Origin of the sequence: Acetobacterium sp. UBA5834 (genome assembly GCF_002435675.1) — a bacterium.
Classification (GTDB): Bacteria; Bacillota; Clostridia; order Eubacteriales; family Eubacteriaceae; genus Acetobacterium; species Acetobacterium wieringae.
The window spans coordinates 36,109-55,153 of sequence record NZ_DJGY01000012.1 but is presented as its reverse complement, the minus strand read 5'-3'; the positions used below and the strand labels follow the sequence as shown (position 1 = coordinate 55,153).

At 46.5% G+C, this 19,045-nt stretch carries 17 protein-coding genes and 2 riboswitches; of the genes, 3 read left to right on the top strand and 14 right to left on the bottom strand.

Going from position 1 to position 19,045, the window contains the following annotated elements; translation table 11 throughout:
- Positions 1–13: 13 nt before the first annotated feature.
- From B3F51_RS02745 to B3F51_RS02690, 12 genes are all read right to left on the bottom strand, one after another.
- Positions 14–1,027 carry a PDDEXK nuclease domain-containing protein gene (locus tag B3F51_RS02745; RefSeq protein WP_148636831.1) on the bottom strand — a complete coding sequence of 338 codons (1,014 nt, stop codon included), beginning with the start codon at positions 1,025–1,027 and terminating at the stop codon, positions 14–16.
- A 10-nt stretch (positions 1,028–1,037) separates the two neighbouring features.
- Positions 1,038–1,943, bottom strand: coding sequence for a 5'-nucleotidase (locus tag B3F51_RS02740; protein ID WP_148636833.1), 906 nt, complete (start codon positions 1,941–1,943; stop codon positions 1,038–1,040).
- Between the two features lie 324 nt (positions 1,944–2,267).
- Positions 2,268–2,474, bottom strand: coding sequence for a hypothetical protein (locus tag B3F51_RS02735; RefSeq protein WP_070371674.1), 207 nt, complete (start codon positions 2,472–2,474; stop codon positions 2,268–2,270).
- A 9-nt stretch (positions 2,475–2,483) separates the two neighbouring features.
- Positions 2,484–3,593 (bottom strand): anthranilate phosphoribosyltransferase, encoded by a 1,110-nt coding sequence (gene trpD / locus B3F51_RS02730; RefSeq protein WP_148636835.1) that lies wholly within the window; start codon positions 3,591–3,593, stop codon positions 2,484–2,486.
- Between the two features lie 74 nt (positions 3,594–3,667).
- Positions 3,668–4,699 (bottom strand): alcohol dehydrogenase catalytic domain-containing protein, encoded by a 1,032-nt coding sequence (locus B3F51_RS02725; protein WP_286945425.1) that lies wholly within the window; start codon positions 4,697–4,699, stop codon positions 3,668–3,670.
- Between the two features lie 117 nt (positions 4,700–4,816).
- Positions 4,817–4,992, bottom strand: a riboswitch (cobalamin riboswitch).
- Between the two features lie 87 nt (positions 4,993–5,079).
- Complete coding sequence (locus B3F51_RS02720; RefSeq protein WP_070371677.1) at positions 5,080–6,057, bottom strand: tocopherol cyclase family protein; 978 nt, start codon at positions 6,055–6,057, stop codon at positions 5,080–5,082.
- A 42-nt stretch (positions 6,058–6,099) separates the two neighbouring features.
- Positions 6,100–6,954, bottom strand: a complete 855-nt coding sequence (locus B3F51_RS02715) for a DUF92 domain-containing protein (protein ID WP_286945335.1) — start codon at positions 6,952–6,954, stop codon at positions 6,100–6,102.
- A gap of 13 nt (positions 6,955–6,967) precedes the next feature.
- Positions 6,968–7,630, bottom strand: coding sequence for a diacylglycerol/polyprenol kinase family protein (locus B3F51_RS02710; RefSeq protein ID WP_286945333.1), 663 nt, complete (start codon positions 7,628–7,630; stop codon positions 6,968–6,970).
- A 23-nt stretch (positions 7,631–7,653) separates the two neighbouring features.
- On the bottom strand, positions 7,654–8,514 hold the full coding sequence (locus B3F51_RS02705; RefSeq protein WP_286805388.1) for a phytoene/squalene synthase family protein: 861 nt from the start codon (positions 8,512–8,514) through the stop codon (positions 7,654–7,656).
- A complete protein-coding gene (locus B3F51_RS02700) occupies positions 8,511–10,010 on the bottom strand; it encodes a phytoene desaturase family protein (RefSeq protein ID WP_286945331.1) in 1,500 nt (499 codons plus the stop codon). The genes B3F51_RS02705 and B3F51_RS02700 overlap by 4 nt, the downstream gene beginning before the upstream one ends.
- A 156-nt stretch (positions 10,011–10,166) precedes the next feature.
- A complete protein-coding gene (locus B3F51_RS02695) occupies positions 10,167–10,622 on the bottom strand; it encodes a redoxin domain-containing protein (RefSeq protein ID WP_148636849.1) in 456 nt (151 codons plus the stop codon).
- A gap of 41 nt (positions 10,623–10,663) precedes the next feature.
- Positions 10,664–13,141: an HD domain-containing phosphohydrolase gene (locus B3F51_RS02690; RefSeq protein WP_187389175.1), complete on the bottom strand. Its 2,478-nt coding sequence runs from the start codon at positions 13,139–13,141 to the stop codon at positions 10,664–10,666.
- Between the two features lie 435 nt (positions 13,142–13,576).
- A riboswitch (TPP riboswitch) is annotated at positions 13,577–13,673 on the top strand.
- Positions 13,674–13,780: 107 nt separating this feature from the next.
- Here B3F51_RS02690 and thiC point away from each other — a divergent pair.
- From thiC to B3F51_RS02675, 3 genes are all read left to right on the top strand, one after another.
- A complete protein-coding gene (gene thiC / locus B3F51_RS02685) occupies positions 13,781–15,073 on the top strand; it encodes a phosphomethylpyrimidine synthase ThiC (protein ID WP_148636917.1) in 1,293 nt (430 codons plus the stop codon).
- A 122-nt stretch (positions 15,074–15,195) separates the two neighbouring features.
- Positions 15,196–16,332 (top strand): hypothetical protein, encoded by a 1,137-nt coding sequence (locus B3F51_RS02680; protein WP_228877904.1) that lies wholly within the window; start codon positions 15,196–15,198, stop codon positions 16,330–16,332.
- 118 nt (positions 16,333–16,450) lie between these two features.
- Positions 16,451–17,878: a sensor domain-containing diguanylate cyclase gene (locus B3F51_RS02675; protein ID WP_286945327.1), complete on the top strand. Its 1,428-nt coding sequence runs from the start codon at positions 16,451–16,453 to the stop codon at positions 17,876–17,878.
- A 46-nt stretch (positions 17,879–17,924) separates the two neighbouring features.
- Here B3F51_RS02675 and B3F51_RS02670 read toward each other — a convergent pair whose 3' ends face one another.
- Both B3F51_RS02670 and B3F51_RS02665 read right to left on the bottom strand, forming a co-directional pair.
- Entirely contained in the window at positions 17,925–18,464 is a 540-nt protein-coding gene (locus tag B3F51_RS02670) for a GNAT family N-acetyltransferase (protein WP_286945325.1), read from the bottom strand.
- Between the two features lie 32 nt (positions 18,465–18,496).
- Positions 18,497–18,982 carry a GNAT family N-acetyltransferase gene (locus tag B3F51_RS02665; RefSeq protein WP_286805397.1) on the bottom strand — a complete coding sequence of 162 codons (486 nt, stop codon included), beginning with the start codon at positions 18,980–18,982 and terminating at the stop codon, positions 18,497–18,499.
- Positions 18,983–19,045 lie beyond the last annotated feature (63 nt).

The window sequence follows — 19,045 nt, the reverse complement described above, 5'->3', positions numbered from 1 at the left end:
TTTTCTTGATTATTTATAAGTTCTTTTCAATTTCCAGCAACTGCTGTTCTTTCTCCAGTTCCTGTTTCAATTCTTCCTCGGTGGGCATATACAGCTTGTATTTTGAGGTGAAAATCTGATTATTATTTTCCGGCAGTGTATACTTAACAACTGACTCACTTTTATCTGCACACAAGATAATGCCGATGGGAAGATTATCGCCTTCGTTTCTCATCTCTCTGGTGTAATAATTAACGTACATCTGCATCTGACCAATATCCTGATGGGTGAGTTTACCAACTTTTAAGTCGATAATCACAAAGCACTTTAATATATAATTATAGAAGACCAGATCAATATAGTAATGCTCACCATCAAAAGAAATGCGTTTTTGTCGGGCGACAAAGGAAAACCCCCGTCCCAGTTCCAGCAGAAATTTTTGTAAGTGATTGATTAATCCTTGTTCCAAATCTTTTTCGTAAAGATTTGAGGTTTGTTCAAGTCCCAGAAATTCAAGAACATAAGGATCTCTGATAATATCTTTCGTGCCCACGCCCGGTTCAAGTCTTTGAATTTCCTTTCGGACCCTATCCTGATCCTGGCTGGAAAGAAGCCGCTCATAGTAGAAGGAATTGATTTGGCGTTCCAATTGTCTGGTGCTCCAACCGGATTTTGCACATTCATCCAGATAAAACTCCCGGGCCTTTTCATTTTCGACCTTCAACAGCATTCGATAATGGGTCCAGCTTAATTCGTGGCGCAGTGCGTCACGTTTCTGAAACACCAAATAAAACTGCCTCATCCTTCTGAGGTTTGATGCTTCAAACCCTTTACCAAACTCAGCTGTCAGCTTTACCGACAATTCTTTTAACAATCCGGTGCCATACTCCGCCCGGTCATTTTCTCCCTGGGCTTCATAAATCTGCCTGCCAATATTCCAATAGGTTTCGACCATGACAAAATTCACCGTGGCGTAAACTTTTTTCTGGGCCTCGGCGACAGTGATCCGGATGTTTTCATATAACTTGGCGTTAACTAATGGTTCCATTTTATTATTCCTATTCCTCATTATTCTTATACGGTACCCGGGCAGAGGGGACAAATTCCGCCGTCGCATCGGTGTGGATGGCCTGGTCATCAAAATAGATATGGGCTCCAAAGGCCTTGAGCACTTCCTGTTTGCTCATACCGCCGAGGAAAAAGGCTTCATCGATCCGCACATCCCAGGCCCGTAGGGTCCGGATCACCCGCTCGTGAGCTGGCGCATTTCTGGCGGTGACCAAGGCGGTGCGGATGGGAGCCCGGTTTTTATCAAAGGCTTTCTGAATCGCTGACAGGGTTTTTAAAAATCGGGCAAAGGGCCCTTCGGGCAGAGGTTTGCGGGCATTTTTGGTTTCATTGGCCTGAAAGGCCTCAATGCCCTGGCTTTTATAGATCCGCTCGGACTCATCCGAGAAAAGCACCGCATCGCCATCAAAGGCGATCCGGATCTGATCGATTTCTTTTATTTCTTCATAGGTCAAGTGTTGGGTATAAATAATCCCCGCAGCGACTCCAGCATTAATGGCTTCCTGAACATCCTCCTCATTGGCGGAAAGAAAAAGATCGGTATTAAAGGCTTCCAGATAGGGCGCCAGCATGGCCCCGCTAACCAGTGCCGCCCGGGTGATATCCAATTGGTAATGCCTGATTGAGTTAAAAATCCGCAGACTACTATCGGCATTATTGCGGGACATCACGATGATTTCGGTTTTTCGCTCTTCCGAACCGATCTCATTAAGCTTCAGCAGTGCCTTAATCAGAGCAAAACCGGTTCCCGGCTTTAAAATATCGTTTTCATGTTCAATCTGATATTTTGTGTACGCGTCCACCCCTGCTTCATCAAAGATCCGATTTTCTTCCTCCAGATCAAAAAGCGCCCGGGAAGAGATTCCCACTACCAGACAATTTTCAAATTTATGCATCCTTTTCCCCCTTCTTTCCCAATCTTATCGATAATTTAACCTTATTCACACAACTTATCCACATTATCCCGGGAAATCCGGTATAATGTGGATAAATAAGCCATTTTTCCCCATCAGCCGGACACCCGGTTAAAAGTTATCCACAATCGATATCCCTGGATAACTTCAGCAAGGGTCAACGTTCCAGAAATTTTTCAGATATTAAAAGAACCTTTTTCGAAGAAAAAGGTTCTTTTAATTTTATGGTGTCACCCATTTATTCTGTTTTTATCATACCATTGATATCGAAATCCGTAAATATAACTTTACTGATTTAGCGACCATTCAAGCAAAAAAATCAGTTTCCTCCAGGGTCAACTTGACAATCCGAAGCTCGGTCAGTTCATCACCCAGGTCATTTTTTGTGGCGATCAATTGATTTAGTCCGTTCTCCGGATAAACGCTGGCCTTGTTGATGCCAACCAGGGTAAATCCGCCATTTTCAGCCATTTTCAGATAACCTTCGGCCGCTTTTAACGCATAAAGAATCATCAACGCTGCCTAACCCTGAACCTTTTTTTCAAGCGCTGACAAAATCTTCAGGCCCTTAACACCATCACGATTCTGATAGTTGACCCAGGTCTTGAGTTTTTCCCAGGCCGCCCCATTATGAATCAGTTCCAGGGCCATTTCATAACCTTCCCGAATACTGGGCGCCTTGTCCCGTAAATACAGAATCAGTCCGGCATTTAAGGCAACAATATCTTCCCGGGTCTTGGTTTCTTTGCCTTTTAACAATCGGACAATACATAGCGCCGATTCTTCAACCGAATTAAAGGTGCGGATTTCATCCACAATTCCAGGAGTTATCAACATATCTTGTGGATTAAATGTATATTTTTCCACACTACCATCTTCTTTCAGCTCAGCAATATGGGTAGTACCGAGGGTTGAAGCCTCATCAATGGCCTGGTCGCCAACCTCGCCAAAAACCACAATGGCCCGTTTATAACCGATCTCCGCCATGATCTGGGGCACAAAATCCAGCATTTCTTTGGAGTAGACCCCTCTGACCCCATATTGCGGCAGCGCCGGGTTTGCCAGCGATGCCGAAATATTCAGCACACTGCCAAATGAAATTTGCGATAAAACCCGCCCCAAAGCTACCGGATGAACCTCCGGGCTCATCCCATTAAAAATACCAATCCCGGCCTTTTCGATGCTTTCTTTAACCAGATCGACATTAGAATCCATATCGATACCCAGGGCTTCCAGCACATCGATGGTACCACAGACCGAGGTCAAGGCCCGGGAACCGTGTTTAGCCATGGGGATTCCGGCGGCGGCAATAATCGATGCCACGGTGCTGATATTGAAGGTTTTAAAACTATCCATCCCGGTGCCGCAGTTATCCACAATCGGAAACTCAGTGACCGGTTCCACCTTAAAGGTATCCACTTCATAAATCGCTTCAAAACTTCCGGCCACTTCTGCCGGGGTTGCCCCTTTCGCACTGAGGGCCGCTAAAAAAGCGCCCTGTTGCATGGCTGTTTGCTTATCACTTAATATTTCCATGAACATTTCTTTGGAATCATCTTTTGACAGGTTTTCCTTATTGATCAGCTGGGTAATCACCTGACCATAATCTTTCATGCTGATTGTTTTTTCCATTTAATTGCTCCTTTAATTTTTCTTTCTTATTTATTAATTCACTACTGCTTCGATCTCACTTTGACAGACGGCCATCACTTCATCACCACAATGGTTGAATAACCATCGCTGTTTCTAATATAGTCCATTCCCCGTTCCAGTTCTTCCAGTTTGACCCGATGAGAAATAAGTGGCCGGACATCAATTTTTCTTGATTCAAGCAGGGTTTTGGCCTTTTGACTATGCTTAACACTGCAGCCATAAGATCCGACTACGGTAATTTCCTTGTAGTGAATCCGGTTGATGTCCAGTTGGAAGTCTTCATTGCGGCTTAGTCCACTGAAATAACCGAACGTTCCCTGTTTTCTGAGGATTTCCAGGGCCAGATCAAAGGCCTCTGGCCCTGGACAGCAGGGGATTACTCCGTCGACTCCATGACCATTGCTGCAACTCTTTAACTGATCGAGCAGATCTGGCTCATCGCCGCTAAAAACGGCATCAAATCCCAAGGCTTTGCCACGGTCACGACGCTCTTCATTGGCTTCGATCAGGATCATATTTTGGATTCCTTCCGCTTTCGCCACAAACAGGTTAAGCAGGCCCAAACGGCCGCCACCGATAATGACCAGCGCCGCTTTCCGGTTCAACTGAAGGCGATCCTGAATGTTGACACAACAGGCCAGTGGTTCAATAAACGATATTTCTTCATAAGCCAGATCATCATTCCGAATCAGATTGACAATCTTGGATTTGATCGCCTGCTTATCAATTCTGATCACTTCCTGAAAACCGCCATCAAAATTAAAGCCCAAAATCTTAATCTGATCACAGAGATTATCCTGACCACTTTTACAATAATCACAGACCCCACAGGAAATCCCCGGATGAACGTGCACCCGTTGGCCCACCTGATGACCAATAACTTTTTTGCCTCGGGCAATGATCTCACCGGCAATTTCATGTCCCAAAACCCGGGGATAAACCAGATCCCGTTGGCCCATGGTGGCACATTTTAAATCAGTTCGGCAAATATTGCAGGCTCTGACCTTAACAAGCATCTCGCCATCACCGCAGACCGGCATGTCCTTATCTTTTATCACCAATTCCCCCGGTTTTTCCAATACCACTGCTTTCAATACGTCCCTCTCTTATTTTTTATTCTCTGGTCACTGTTTACAAAACCTATCAAACCCTTTTTAAACAAAAAAAAGCTACGCCAACAAAGCGTAGACTTTCCACATCTCTCATCATCTAATTCTCCGGCAGGTCTTCTGACTCATGATCATCACCTCTGTCGCCTTCCCATTTTTTAAACAGTGGCATCTTGACAGAAATTCCCAATTTACAGCGGCGGGCCCGTATAAGCTTCTCACTTATTTTCCTATTCTCCCCGAGGGGCACCTGAAAATGATTATTTAATTTGGCTTATTATATCATACTTGCAATCCCCAATAAAACACCTTTTTGGCAACTTCAATAAATGATTCTGCCTGACAATGGGTTTTATTTATTCGGATTCTTGCTTCACTGCAACCCCTTCCTCCAGACAGATCTCCATCCCCGCATCGCTGCTGATGCTCTCAAAGATGACATCGCCCTGATTGTTTGTTAAACGCAGCCAAACCTTGGCCGTAATACTCTCGACAATCTCGCGATCCATCAGTCCATCCACCGGTGCCCGCAGCCGACCGCCACTGGCCATCTGCGCTTTAAAAGCGAGGGCCCCATTCGGACCTTCAAGTTCCCCAGCGCAGGTTCCCTTTGTGGTATCAACTTCCCATTTCTCCAGCCGGGAAAAATTATAGGTAGCAAAACGCCGGGTAATCCCGTTAAAATCAGTGAAGTAAGCAAAGAAACCGGGAAACGCCATCCCTAAAAAAGGAATATTCGCCCGTGAAAAGACAAATGATGCATTTCCCCCATCAAAATGACTGGCCTGAAGCCAGAGATAGGTTTTGGGAAAAGATCGACCATAATCTTTTTCAATATAACCGACCCCACCATTAAAATCGAGAATCTCGCCATCCAGCTCAATATCACCCTTTATTTCATGATATAAATGGATAATAGCGTGGTAGCATTCCATAAAGGGCAGTATACCAAAGGGCCCCATGATCCCCGGGTGCCTTAAACCCTTGGGAAAGGGATGGCTATTGTGAAAGGTCAACCGCCCTTTGATACTGCCTTCCGCCGTTCCGACATTTAGCGATAACCCCTGGGCGTTAAAACTATTATTCTCAATTTCCACATCAAACCGATCCGTTTTGGCATTGAACTCGGGATAGGGAAAATGATGATACCAGGTTTTTCCGGTGACAGCATTGATGACCTGGATAAAAGCCTGCCGGTTCCCCTGGGGATCGATGGCCATTCCCGGAATAATGGCAATGGCATGTTTGCGATCGGCGCTGATACATTTAAAATACCAGCCTTCAAAATAGCGGCGTTTTTTGTTTTTTCCCTGAAAATAAGCCTGCTTAATCATCAATCTTTTCCTTTCCTCAAAACGATTTCCCCATCCCGGCCTTTACTGCAGCTGGACAAAAAGCAACACCAGGCTGGCGGCCAGCAATGAACTGGCAAAATTAACAAAGTCATTGTTGACAAAGGCCAGCCCGCTATAAAGCTGATTGGGTTTATTATTATCCACCGGTTTTTCGGTCAGCTCACCGGTTTCATGGCTGATATATTTGGCCTGGAAAGCAGCGCCCATAAAGCTATCCAGAACTGATCCCAACAGCCCACCAAAGGTAATCATCAGGATTTGCATCCATAAAAGCACCCCGCTGTTGCCAGCCGCCAACTGGTAAAGACCATAGGTCAGGGCCACCACAACCGACCCACCCAGCGACGCTAAAAAACCCAGCGGACTGACCCCCCCGGAAAGTCCGGGGCTGACCGGTTTTAAGGTAAGTAGCGAAACCGGGGCCTTCTTACTGAGAATTCCGATTTCCGAGGCCCAGGTATCGGCATTGCAGGCCGCAAAGGACGCCGCCACTGCCACCAGATAGGCGGGGTTTTGCGATAAGGCAAAGGGAATCGCCATAATCAGTGCGGCCCCACCATTGGCTCCGACCTGAACCAGATCCCGGGGGCCGGACTTGGCATGCATCCGAACCTCAATGGGATCTTTCAAGCTGGCTTTGAAATGCGATAAAAAGGTGGAGCTGAAAAAAAATACCATCAAAAGGATAAAAAACAGCGGCCCTCCGGCCAGATACAGGGCCACGGCCAGAAAAAAGGCTCCCAGTGCCGCCGATACGGTTAAGGCATTGCGCCTTAAGGCAAAAACAGAAACCGCCAGTGACAAAAAAATATATACCACGTGTTCCAGGGGCGATCCGGTCTGAGCTGCCAGACTATAGTTTGTTAAATTTTCCACTTTGCACCTCCAATCAGACAAACAAAAAATAATAAGTTCCAGCACTGACCAGAGGCACGGTCAGATTATCGAGGCCCAGGGGGGTTGCGGCTTCCAGCAGGGTTGCCAGTAGCGCCAGGGTAATGGCTGGGATCAGCACCTGAGGCTGGCCAGTTGCTGCCAGCAGGAGTGTCGTCACCAGAAACGAAGCCCCCAGCATGGTCAGACTGCCCGACAAAGTTTTTTCTGATCCGAAGATTTGATATGGCCGTTTCGGCCACCGGGTTCCCACCACGGCAGCCAGACCATCGCCGTAACCCATAATCAGAATCCCCACGCCGCCAACCACCGGGTTATTAAGCGGCCCAAAGGTAATCAGGGCCAGCAGCAATAGTGAAATGGCATAGTAGACCGTACCCAAATCACCCTTTCCGCCCCCCCGTTCCATTGACGAAAAGATCTGAAAACGATAGGACAGATAATTCAGGATCACAAAACAAGCCGGTACCACCGCTGCCCAAAAGGGGCTGTCAAAAAAGACCATCGCCAGCAGCCACCAGTTACAAACCAGAATATGAACCGCCTTGCGGCTGGCTTCCTTGCCGAAGCGCTCCAAAAATTTTGCCAGAAAAATCACACCAAACACATAGATAAACGAAACGACGATTCCCAGAATATTATTCCAGATATTTTCCATTTTATGCCTCCCTTCTCTGTCACTTATTGCCCAAAAGATGTCAGCTGTTTGTTGGCCGAAATATAGAGCAAGGCCTTTTCCCATTTGGGCACATAAATCCGCCGATCCAATAAGTGATACCGGGCTTGCCGACACCGTTTTAAAATTTTACTGTAATAAAGTAACGACAATAACACTGGCAACCGGGCTTTTTTATCAAACACCGCCAGATTTGTTGTGATTTTTTGATAGCGGCTTTCCGCTTCAGTGGCAAGGTACTCCCATAGCTGGATCAACTCCGAGCTTGGCTCCGGTCCAGCCAAATCCTCGGGACTAACGCCCCAGGCGCTCATTAAATCCTCGGGCAGATAAATTCGCTGCAAGCGATAGTCGGTGCCCACATCACGCAAAATATTGGTCAGCTGCATGGCAATCCCCAGTTCCACCGACAAGGCCTCTGCTTCCATGGTTACCGGCTCCGCCAACAGCGGACAAAGCATTAAACCTACTGTACCCGCCACCAGGTAGCAATAGTCAAGCAGATGATTAAAGGTCTCCGGCTGTTTAAATTCAACATCCTGAAGCTGACCAATCAGCATTTCCTGAAAAGGTCGGATCTTTAGCGGAAAATGGTCAAAGGCCCAGCGCAATGCCCGCCACATCGGTTCATCAGGGGTTACTCCGGCCTCAAATGCTGCCAGCTTTACCGCCATCGCTTTAACCACCTCCGGATTGTTATCGACATCAATGGCGTCATCGGCAATCCGGCAGAAGGCATAAATGGCAAAGACTGCCTGGGCCTGTTCTTTCTGCAATTTGCGGAAAGCCCGGTAAAAACTGCTGGAATTCTTTTGAATCAGGGTTTCGCACCAGTTTAAATCCTTTTGAATCGCATCTTCGATCATTTTAAATCCCTCACCACTTCGGCCACGGTAATCTTGGCCGAGGTCAATACAATCGGCACACCCGCCCCGGGATGGGCGCTGGAACCGGTAAAATACAGGTTTTGATACTTCATCGCCTTGGGCTGGGGCCGCCAGTAATTGCTCTGCAAAAGGGTTGGCCGCAGCCCAAAGGTCGCTCCAAACAGAGCATTGAAGTCATCCCGGAAATCAAGGGGGGTATAGTTTTTTTCAAAAATAATATGGGCTTCAAAATCAGCCAGCGGCTTGATCTGGCGAATTTTATCCATGGCCTGTTGACGGTAGCCAGCCACGACCTGCTGATCGTTCCAGTCCAGTGGGCCATCTTTTAAATTGGGTACTGGCACCAGGACATAAAGGCCCAGTTGCCCCGGAGGAGCCAGGCTCTCATCCAGCAACGCTGGCGCATAAACATAGATGGACGGGTCCGCCGGAAAACGTCCAGCAAAGATATCGTCAAGATTGCCTTTAAAATTCTGTGAAAAAACCAGATTGTGAACGTTGAGGCCGGGAAAATCCCGCTTGTCAAGACCCAGATAGAGCATGTAGGCTGAACAAGAATAGTCCAGCGCCTCGACCTTGTCAGGTTGATATTTTTTGTGCTTGAAATTGTCCGGTAGCAGGGCTTTCATGGCATAGGGAAAATCCGCTGAACAGACTACCGCATCAGCGGTTTGCTCCTGGCCCGCAACAGTGATGCTGCGAACCCGGTTGCCATCACAATTAATCCGCTCTACCGGGGCATTAAGAACCAGCTTACCGCCCATTTCCAAAAACAGTTTTTCCATCGCCAGAGCCATGGCCCGCATTCCCCCTTTTAAAAACCAGACACCATAGGTCAGTTCGATCATTGGAATAATCGTATAAATCGAAGGCCCATTAAAGGGTGAGATGCCAATGTAAAGGGTCTGAAAGCTCAGCAGCTCCTTGAGTTTTTGATCCTTGACAAACTTCCCGACCGAGTCAAAGGCATTGTCAAAGGTGCGCAGCCGTAGCCCCGCCAATAGGGTTTTCGGATTATAAAAATCACTGGCGCTGCGGAACGAACGCTCAATAAAATGTTCCTTGGCCACCAGGTAGCGTTGATAGACATCGGCCAGATAGGCCAGATAACCCTGGGTTTCTGCTTCACCCACCGACTCCAGGGTTTTAATCAAGCTGCTTAGTTCTGAAGACGCCTCATGGGTGGTGCCATCGTCAAAATATACCTTGTAAATGGGGTCCAGCCGTTCCATCTGGAGATAATCGGCCGGGTTCCGGCCACAAACACTAAAGACTTCGTTATAGATCTGGGGCATCATCAAAATGGTCGGGCCCAGATCAAAGGTAAAACCGTCTCCGGAAATAACGCCCATCCGTCCTCCGACCTGGTCATTTTTCTCATATAGCTCAACTTCAAAGCCCTCATTTAACAACCGCAGGGCGCTGGCAAGGCCACTGACCCCAGCTCCGATGACGATGATTTTCTTTCTGCTCATATATTCATCCCTTCATTTCAAATCTGCTTGTTTTTATACCCGAAACAATTCAAAAAACACCCTGGTTGCCCAGGGTATTGACCGGCTGAAAACTTTACCAAACAGTTTCTTGATCCAGGGGACTGGGGCAACGCTGTATCAAAAGCGACTGGTTTATTACAGTTTTCCCAATACTTCTTCCACATCCGGCAAGGTTCGGATTTCATATTTTTTAACCCAGATCACCATCCCCACTTCATTGATCAGGATATTGGCCCGTTTGGAAGCGCCATGTTCGGTGCTGAAGATCCCATAGGACCGGGCAACCGCCCCCAGGGGATTAAAATCCGAGAGGATCTTGAGCTGTTTTAGACATAAGGCCCGGGCCCATACTGATTTGCATGGCTGGGGATCAACACTGAGACCCAATACCACGGTGTTCTTTTCGGCAAAACGATCGGCATTGCGATCCAGAGCACGCATCTGGTCAGTGCATACCGAGGTCCAGGCCAGGGGATGCCAGGACAAGAGCACCTTTTTCCCTTTAAACTGACTCAGGGTGACCAGCTCACCATTTTGATCCGCTAACGCAAAATCTGGCGCCATGGCCCCTAATTGAATGATCTCTGTCATAATTGATTCCTCCTTAAATTAACAATTGTTAGGTAATTATTTCAATTTTCCTGATTATTGCTTACAACTGAGATTTCCAGTTGTACCGGCAAACCTTCATCGGCGATCATGTTAAGAAAGACTCTGACGATTTCCGGGTCAAACTGAGTGCCAGAACAACCTTTTAGCTCACTGATGGCGTAGGACAGATCATTAGCCTTTTTATAACTGCGGCTGTGGGTCATGACATCAAAGGAATCAATCACGTTGATGATACGACCCAGGTAGGGAATCGTTTGGCCTTTTAACCCATTGGGATAGCCGCTGCCGTCATATTTTTCATGGTGGGCCAGAATATCCTCGGCAATATGTTCCAGTGCCGGAGTTGACTTGGCAATCCGATAGCCGATTTCCGGATGGGTTTTAATGATTTCCCACTCATCCGCACTAAGTTTGGCCGGTTTATCCAGAATATATTCCGGGATCCCGATTTTACCAATATCATGGAGCAGCGATAACAGTTCCAGCTCGTCCAGCTGATCCTTGCGGAGATTCAGACGACTGCCCAGGGCCTTGCTCAACTGGGTAATCCGCATGGTATGGGCTTCGGTTTCGGTGCTCTTTTCATGGAGGGTCCGGGCCAGAGACCGGATCGTGGCATTCCGGGAACTGCTGCTTTCCATCAGCTTATTACGATACATCCGATTTTCAGCCAGATTCAACACATCTTCCGGCCTTTTCAAATCGGCATTGCTTTCTGCATAACCCATGGCCACACTAATATTTAAGTGGAAATCCCGGATTTTATCAATTTCACCGCTAATATCCCGGATCAGCTGACAGACCCCTTCCTGGTCAATGTTTTTGAGTAAAATGACAAACTCATCGCCAGGCCAACGGGAAATAAAATCAGTGGGCCGACACATCCGCCGCAGCACATTGCTTACCGCCACCATGACCTGATCCCCCTCCTGATGGCCAAAGGCATCGTTGGTTAGCTTGAGACCATTGATATCACACATGATAATAAAATAGTGGATCTCCTTTTGCTGACTGAGGACTTCAAACTGCTTTTTCATATAAGCCCGGTTTTTAAGCCGGGTCAGGGGATCTGAATAACTCAAAAAGAGAATTTCTTCCTCATTGATCTTTCTTCTGGTGATATCCGAAAGGGTACTGATAAAACGAATCGGCTCATTATTCTGATCACGCTGAACCACCTTGCCCCGATGGGAAACCCAGATCATGCCATAATGTTCCGACATTACCCGGTATTCTCCCTCAAAGTAGTCTACCTTACCACTGAGCATATCCATAAAGCTGCTTTCCAGCCGGTTTTTGCAATCCCCATGTATTTTCAAAAAATAATCCTCATAAAGCTGACGGCCGTCTTTTCCCCGATAGCCGATTAACTGTTTCCATTCGGGACTGATATAGGCCTCTTTTTTTTGCAGCCAGACATCCAGATACCCGTCATTGGTAGCTTCCATGATCAGACGATAGCGTTCATCCATCATTTTAATCTGCTGATTCGCCTGATCAATTTCCTGAAGCATCTGATTGGTGGAAACCGCCAGGGTTTTAAGCTCATCCTGCCCTTCCATACTGATCGATAGGGAGGTATCCCGTTTTATCCCCACTTCTTTGGTAAAAGCGATCAGTTTTTCGATTCTTTTAAGAAAATAGCGATTCACGATTAAATAATCAATCCCCAGCACCAGTAACAATAAGACAATAAAACTGACCATAAAGAGATTAAATTGGTGCTTGACAAAGCTATAGTTTTCTTCCATCCGGGAAATCGTCATGACAAGATTTTCTTCGCCACTGCCATCCGGAAGGAGCCGACTGGCAGTAAGATAGGGCTTGCCATCGAATTCTCTCTTGATAATTTGGTTTTCGAGAATGGTGGCGGCTGCTCCTACTTCTCTAAATTCCACATTGACGCCAGTTAAGGATTCAATGTACGCTATCATTTCGTCATCAACTGTTCTGACCATCACCAGACTACCATTACTGACCGCATTATGATTGGAATTGTTAACCCGCCCGGAGGCGATTAAATAAGGCTGTCCCTCCAGCATCATCAGACGCGTTGTGACATCCGCTTCATCAGTCGGCAGCCCGGTATAAAAGTTATTCTGGGTTATTTTTTCGATCAACGCCGCTGTCTGTTCTGCGGTCAGGTCAAAATCGTCAGCGCCAACCACCACACCGCTTTGGTTGACAAAGAGCATCATGTTTAAACTCAGGTTTTCCATGGTCTCATCATTCAGATTGACGGTCACATAATCCGGATTATGATCATTGATAAAATTATAGGTATCATCCCAATAGGCCCAATCCTTCAAAATGCTATTAAAGTTTTCTTTTTCGTTGTCAATAATCGCCTCAACCATTTCAAAATCCTTATCCATCTGATTTTGCTGGGCATCATCAACATAGCCGTAAAAAACCCAATAAAAAATTCCGTAGGTTACCCCCAGAAGCACTGCAGCACTGCAAAGGGCGATTATAATTGTTTTATATTTTAATTTCATCTGACACCATCTCGGTCTTCTTCTATGACCCATTTTTATTTGTCAATCGTTTTCATTTTATCGGCAACAGTAATTTGTTCAAAATCAACACTCACGTTATTCATTGATTTCTTTCTGACACATCCGACAATTATTAAACGTTAGCATTGCCATTTTCTGATTGTATCCGTATACCGGCGCTTTTATCCTTAAAATCGATCTTAACCTTATCATAACAATAATCAAACAAAAATGACAGTCCCTATTTGTAAATACCACTGCAATTTTTGACCTGATCCCCGGGCTATAAACAGGCCTTTGGGGACACCCGATAAAAATGCACTTATGGCCGTGCTGTTGGTATAGTCCCCCTGGGGGCACTTATTTCGCAAACAGCCCGATCGGCTCTTACATCTTGACATTTTCATTTTCCATGATATAATGCTGACAATTAAATATTTTTTGCGGGGGGACTTATTGTTGAGAAGGTTAAAACCTGACCCTTTGAACCTGTTAGTTAATACTAACGTAGGGAGGCAAGGCGTTTTGGCTTAATTTCTAATACGTACGTTTGGTGCTTTCCTATTGTGGAAGGCACTTTTTTATTACCCCAGATTTTAAATCAGAAAGGAAACGCTTGTGAAAAATTACCAAACCCAAATGGAGGCGGCAAAAAAGGGGCTTATCACCCCGGAAATGAAAACCGTGGCCCAAAAAGAAGGCCTCGATGTGACCAAACTGATGGCTTTGGTCGCCTGTGGTCAGGTTGCCATCCCGGCCAATGTCCGACATCATTCGCTTTCGCCGGAAGGCATCGGTACTGGTCTGAAAACCAAAATCAATGTCAACCTGGGGGTCTCCGGGGATTGCAACGATTATAGTCTGGAGCTGGAAAAGGTCAAACTATCCCTGAAATTTGGGGCCGAGGCGATTATGGATTTAAGTAATTATGGAAAAACAAATACCTTTAGAAAGCAGCTGCTTGAACTGTCGCCGGCAATGATCGGTACGGTTCCGATGTATGATGCCATCGGCTACCTGGAAAAAGATCTGCAGGCGATTACCGCCCAGGATTTCATGCGGGTGGTTCGGGCCCACGCCGAAGAAGGGGTGGACTTTATGACCATCCACGCCGGAATCAATAAGCGGGCGGTGGAAGCCTTTAAGCGGTCGGGTCGACGCACCAATATTGTCTCCCGGGGTGGCTCACTGATCTTTGCCTGGATGGAAATGACCGGCAACGAAAATCCCTTTTATGAATATTACGACGAGTTTTTAGAAATCCTCCGGGAGTTTGATGTCACCATCAGCTTGGGGGATGCCCTGCGCCCGGGCTGTATTGACGACAGCTCTGATGCTTCCCAGCTCAGCGAACTGATTGAACTGGGTCATCTGACCAAACGGGCCTGGGCTAAAGACGTTCAGGTAATGGTTGAAGGCCCGGGCCATATGGGCATCAACGAGATTGCCGCCAATATGGTTATTCAAAAAAGGCTGTGTCACAATGCCCCCTTCTATGTCCTCGGTCCGCTGGTCACCGATGTGGCTCCAGGCTATGATCATATTACCGCCGCCATTGGCGGTGCCATCGCTGCTGCCAACGGCGCCGATTTTCTTTGTTATGTGACGCCAGCCGAACATTTACGGTTGCCCGATATCAATGACGTCAAGGACGGTATCATCGCAACCAAGATTGCCGCTCATGCCGCCGACATTGCCAAAGGCATTCCCCAGGCCCGGGACTGGGATAATAAAATGTCCGATGCCCGGCGCCAGATTGACTGGGAAACCATGTTTGCGCTGGCCATCGATGGCGAAAAAGCCCAGGCCTATTATGAGAGCACCCCCACCGAAGAAAAACACAGCTGTTCGATGTGTGGGAAAATGTGTGCCGTGCGCACCACCAATATGATTCTGGATGGTCAAACCGTGTCCCTGCACGCTGAGAATTAATCAACTTTATTCGTTTTTTGATCAATTTTAGCTTATCTTTTTTCTTAATCAGCCGATATCCATGTTAGCGGATTGCGTCTATTTCTGGCGTAATCATTTCGTAAAAACATGGAGGTGGATTTATGAAAATCGAAAGTTCAAACGTTACAATGGCCAGCCAAAGCAGTTATATGGAAGCCACCAAAACGGTCGAATCCTTGCGTAGCTGGGATGCTCAGGGCAACTCTAAAACGACAACCACAACCATTTCTTCAGCAAAGGGAATGGATACCCTTGAAATATCAGAAGCGGCTAAAAATCTGCAGTTAAACAACCCGGCGCCACTATCGGCGGCCCCAGCCGAAGAGGAGGAAACCTCCTCCCTGACCAGTAAGGAAGAACAACAGCTGACCCTGCTAAAACGGATGATTGAGGCACTGACCAAGAAAAAAATCAGATTTGTGGTGCCCAAAAAAGCCACTCTGGAAGACCCGAAAATGAGTCAGGCGATCCAAAGTGCCTATTCCACCCGGAGTTCACTGCTGAGTGCTGCCGCCGGATGGGCTCAGGGTTTAGCCGGTGCACAACCCCGCAACAGCGTTCCTGCCAGTGGTGGCTTTGAATACCATCAGAGTGTCACCCACTATGAAGCCCAGAGCACGTCATTTCAGGCCCAGGCAGCCGTCACAACTGCCGATGGCCGACAGATCAATATCGATCTGCAATTAAATCTCAGTCGGGAATTCATCTCCCAGTCCAATCTGGATATCAAAGCTGGCAATGAACCCGTTCAAGTCGACCCGCTGGTCATCAATTTCGGAACTGGCAGTGCCTCACTCTCTGAGCAAAAATATGCCTTTGATATTGATGCCAACGGCAGCCTCGATCAAATTTCTTTTGTCGGTCCCGGCAGCGGCTTTCTGGCCCTGGATCTCAATGAAGACGGCACTATTAATGACGGCAGCGAACTCTTCGGGCCGCAAAGCGGCAACGGTTTTGACGATCTGGCTAAGTACGATACCGATGGCAATAACTGGATCGATGAAAATGATGCTATTTATGACAAATTGCAAATCTGGTCCAAAGATGCTGCTGGTAAAGATGTTTTGATGGCTCTGGGCCAAAAAGGGATCGGTGCCATTTATCTGGGTAACGTCAATACCAGCTTTGCCCTTAAAGGCGCCAACAATCAGACTAACGGCCAACTCCAGCGCACCGGGATCTATTTAAACGAAAATGGTTCGGCCGGAACCATCCAGCATATTGATCTGACGATCTGACCCCGGCGATGAATCAGATAATGGCCCCTCCCAATCAAAAGAGGTTTTGTTAATTATGATTGACAAAACCTCTTTTTAATGTTAAAAATTGAAATAAAACGAATCTGACGAGGCCATTATGAAACAACGTAATAAAGTCGGACTGCTCATCTCACTGATTATCCTCATTGGTATCGTGGCGATTGTATTCTTCAGCTTTACCACCTACAGCAAAATTATTAAAGATGATGTGCTGAATATTTCCAAACTCACCTCCACCAATATTTATTCGGAAATCAATAACGAACTGACCAAACCGATTTTTGTCAGCCTGACCATGGCTAATGACAGCTTTGTCAAACAGTGGCTGGCCCAGGAAGACCCGCAACGCAATCCGGAAATCATTGATTATCTGGAAGGTATCCGAAGCAAATATAATTATCATTCCGTCTTTCTGATTTCTGCCCAATCACTGAATTATTTTCATTACAACGGCTTGTTTAAAACCATTTCACCCCAGGATGACCATGATCAATGGTACTATGATTTTATCAATCAGGATAAGCTTTATGTATTGGACGTGGATCAGGATCAGGTCGATAACCAGCGCCTTACCATCTTTATCAATTGCAAAATCCTTGACAAACAGGGCAACTTGATGGGGGTGGCCGGGGTTGGCATTGAAATGACCTATGTTCAGGAACTGCTGGAAAATTTTGAACGGGACTATGACCTGGAAGCCTTTCTGGTTGATGAAACGGGGTTGATCCAGGCCCACACCAATCCCAATCTGATTGAAAATCAAAACATCAACGATCTCGACATCTATGCCGCTATCGGACCCGATCTCTATAATAAAGCGGATGCCATCAACGTCTTTAACGACGACAACTTATATAATCAGCAATACATCATCAGCCATTATATTGAAGAGCTGGACTGGACGCTGATTGTCCGAAAAGATACCTCGGAACTGGCCCAGTCTTTTAATCAGCAATTGTATTATGATCTCTTTGTTGTCATCCTGGTGCTGACCTCGGTGCTGATTATTGTTCAGCGGATTATCAAAAAAAATGACCAGCAAATGAAGAAGCTGGCCTTGCTCGATAATCTGGGTATCCTCTCCAATCGCAAGGATTTTGATCAGCATTTAACAGCCACCCTGGCCCAAAGCGATGAGACCCGGGGTGCCTGGTCCGTTTTCTTAATGGATCTGGATCATTTTAAAGACGTTAACGATACCTACGGCCATTTACAGGGGGACAAGATTTTAATCCATGTGATGAACCTGTGCAAGGCCGCCCTCAGTGATCATCTGATCACCCGTTGGGGTGGTGACGAATTCAGCGGCATCATTTACCTTGCTGGGGTTTTAGCGGCTGAAAAAATGGAGGCGTTGCGGCTTGAAATTGTCAATGATCCCATGCTTTCTGAATTCAATATCACCGTCAGCATCGGAATAACCCAGGCGATCGATATTGATACCGAAGATACCATCCTCCGTCGCGCCGATAAAGCCCTTTATGAGTCCAAAAGTAGTGGCAAAAACCAGGTGACGCTGCTCTAAAAATAACGATAAAAGGATGAATCAGGCGATTCATCCTTTTTATTTGTTACGTTTTGATAATCTTGTAGATTTGGGTAAAAACCTGCTGTCTAAAATCCTCAAAACCGGCTGCCGTGAGGGGGTTTGGATAGGTCATCAGCTTCAGGGGAATTTTTTTACTCATATCGCCCCGATAAACTGGCTGGTTATAACCATATTGAGATAAATGAAAGCCCAGCCGCAAATAGAAATGAATGCGTCTTAAATTGGTTTCTGTTTTTTCATCTTCCACTTCAATGACCACCGGTTTTTCCGCCTGGGATAAAAACGCCCGCATCATCCCAGAACCGATACCGCCCCCCCGAAGACTTAAATCCACCGCAAAATGCTCCACAAAAATACAGGTTTCCAAATCCCACCGGGCAATAAAACCCAGCATTTGATCCGCTTCGTTTTGCGAAATTAGAATCCTGTATCGGGGATCACGCAACTGAGCAATCGCATTTTCCCGAGGTCTGACTTCCTCCACGGGGAAAGCCCCTTCCATCAATTCATATACGTTTTCAAAATCTTTTTCTGCCAATTTCAACAGTTTGATTCGTTTCACACCCTTTCTTCTGTATTTTCGTCTCAACCCACCTACCAGCTTTTAAGAAAGATCAGGGTATCCACGTAGACATTGTCTTTTAGGCGGTAGCCATCTTTAATCGTCCCGATGATTTTAAAGCCCAGCTTTAAGTACAGGGTGATGGCCGGATAATTGGTGGATACCACGGCATTAAACTGAAGCCCCTTAAAACCCTTATCCTGGCTACGCTTAAGGCAGTCTTCCACCAGCTGGCGTCCGATGCCCTTCCCCCGATAGGCCGGTTTAACCCCAAACGAGGCATTGGCAATATGTCCACAGCGGCCAATATTATTGGGATGCAGGATATAAAGCCCAACGACTTCGTCACCCCGGAGGGCACAAACTGTTTCGGTTTGCTGAGCAAACATTAGCGCTGCTTCGGCTTCACAAAGAACCTGATCACCGGGAAAACTATTGGCTTCCTCCACAATAAAATTCCAAATTTCAGTGGCCTGTTGCATATCTGCCTGACGTAAAGTTCTCATTTCGATGTTCATAAGATCCTCCTAAACGGTCATTTATTTTTAAACACTGCTGCTAAATTCGTTTCACTTCATTAA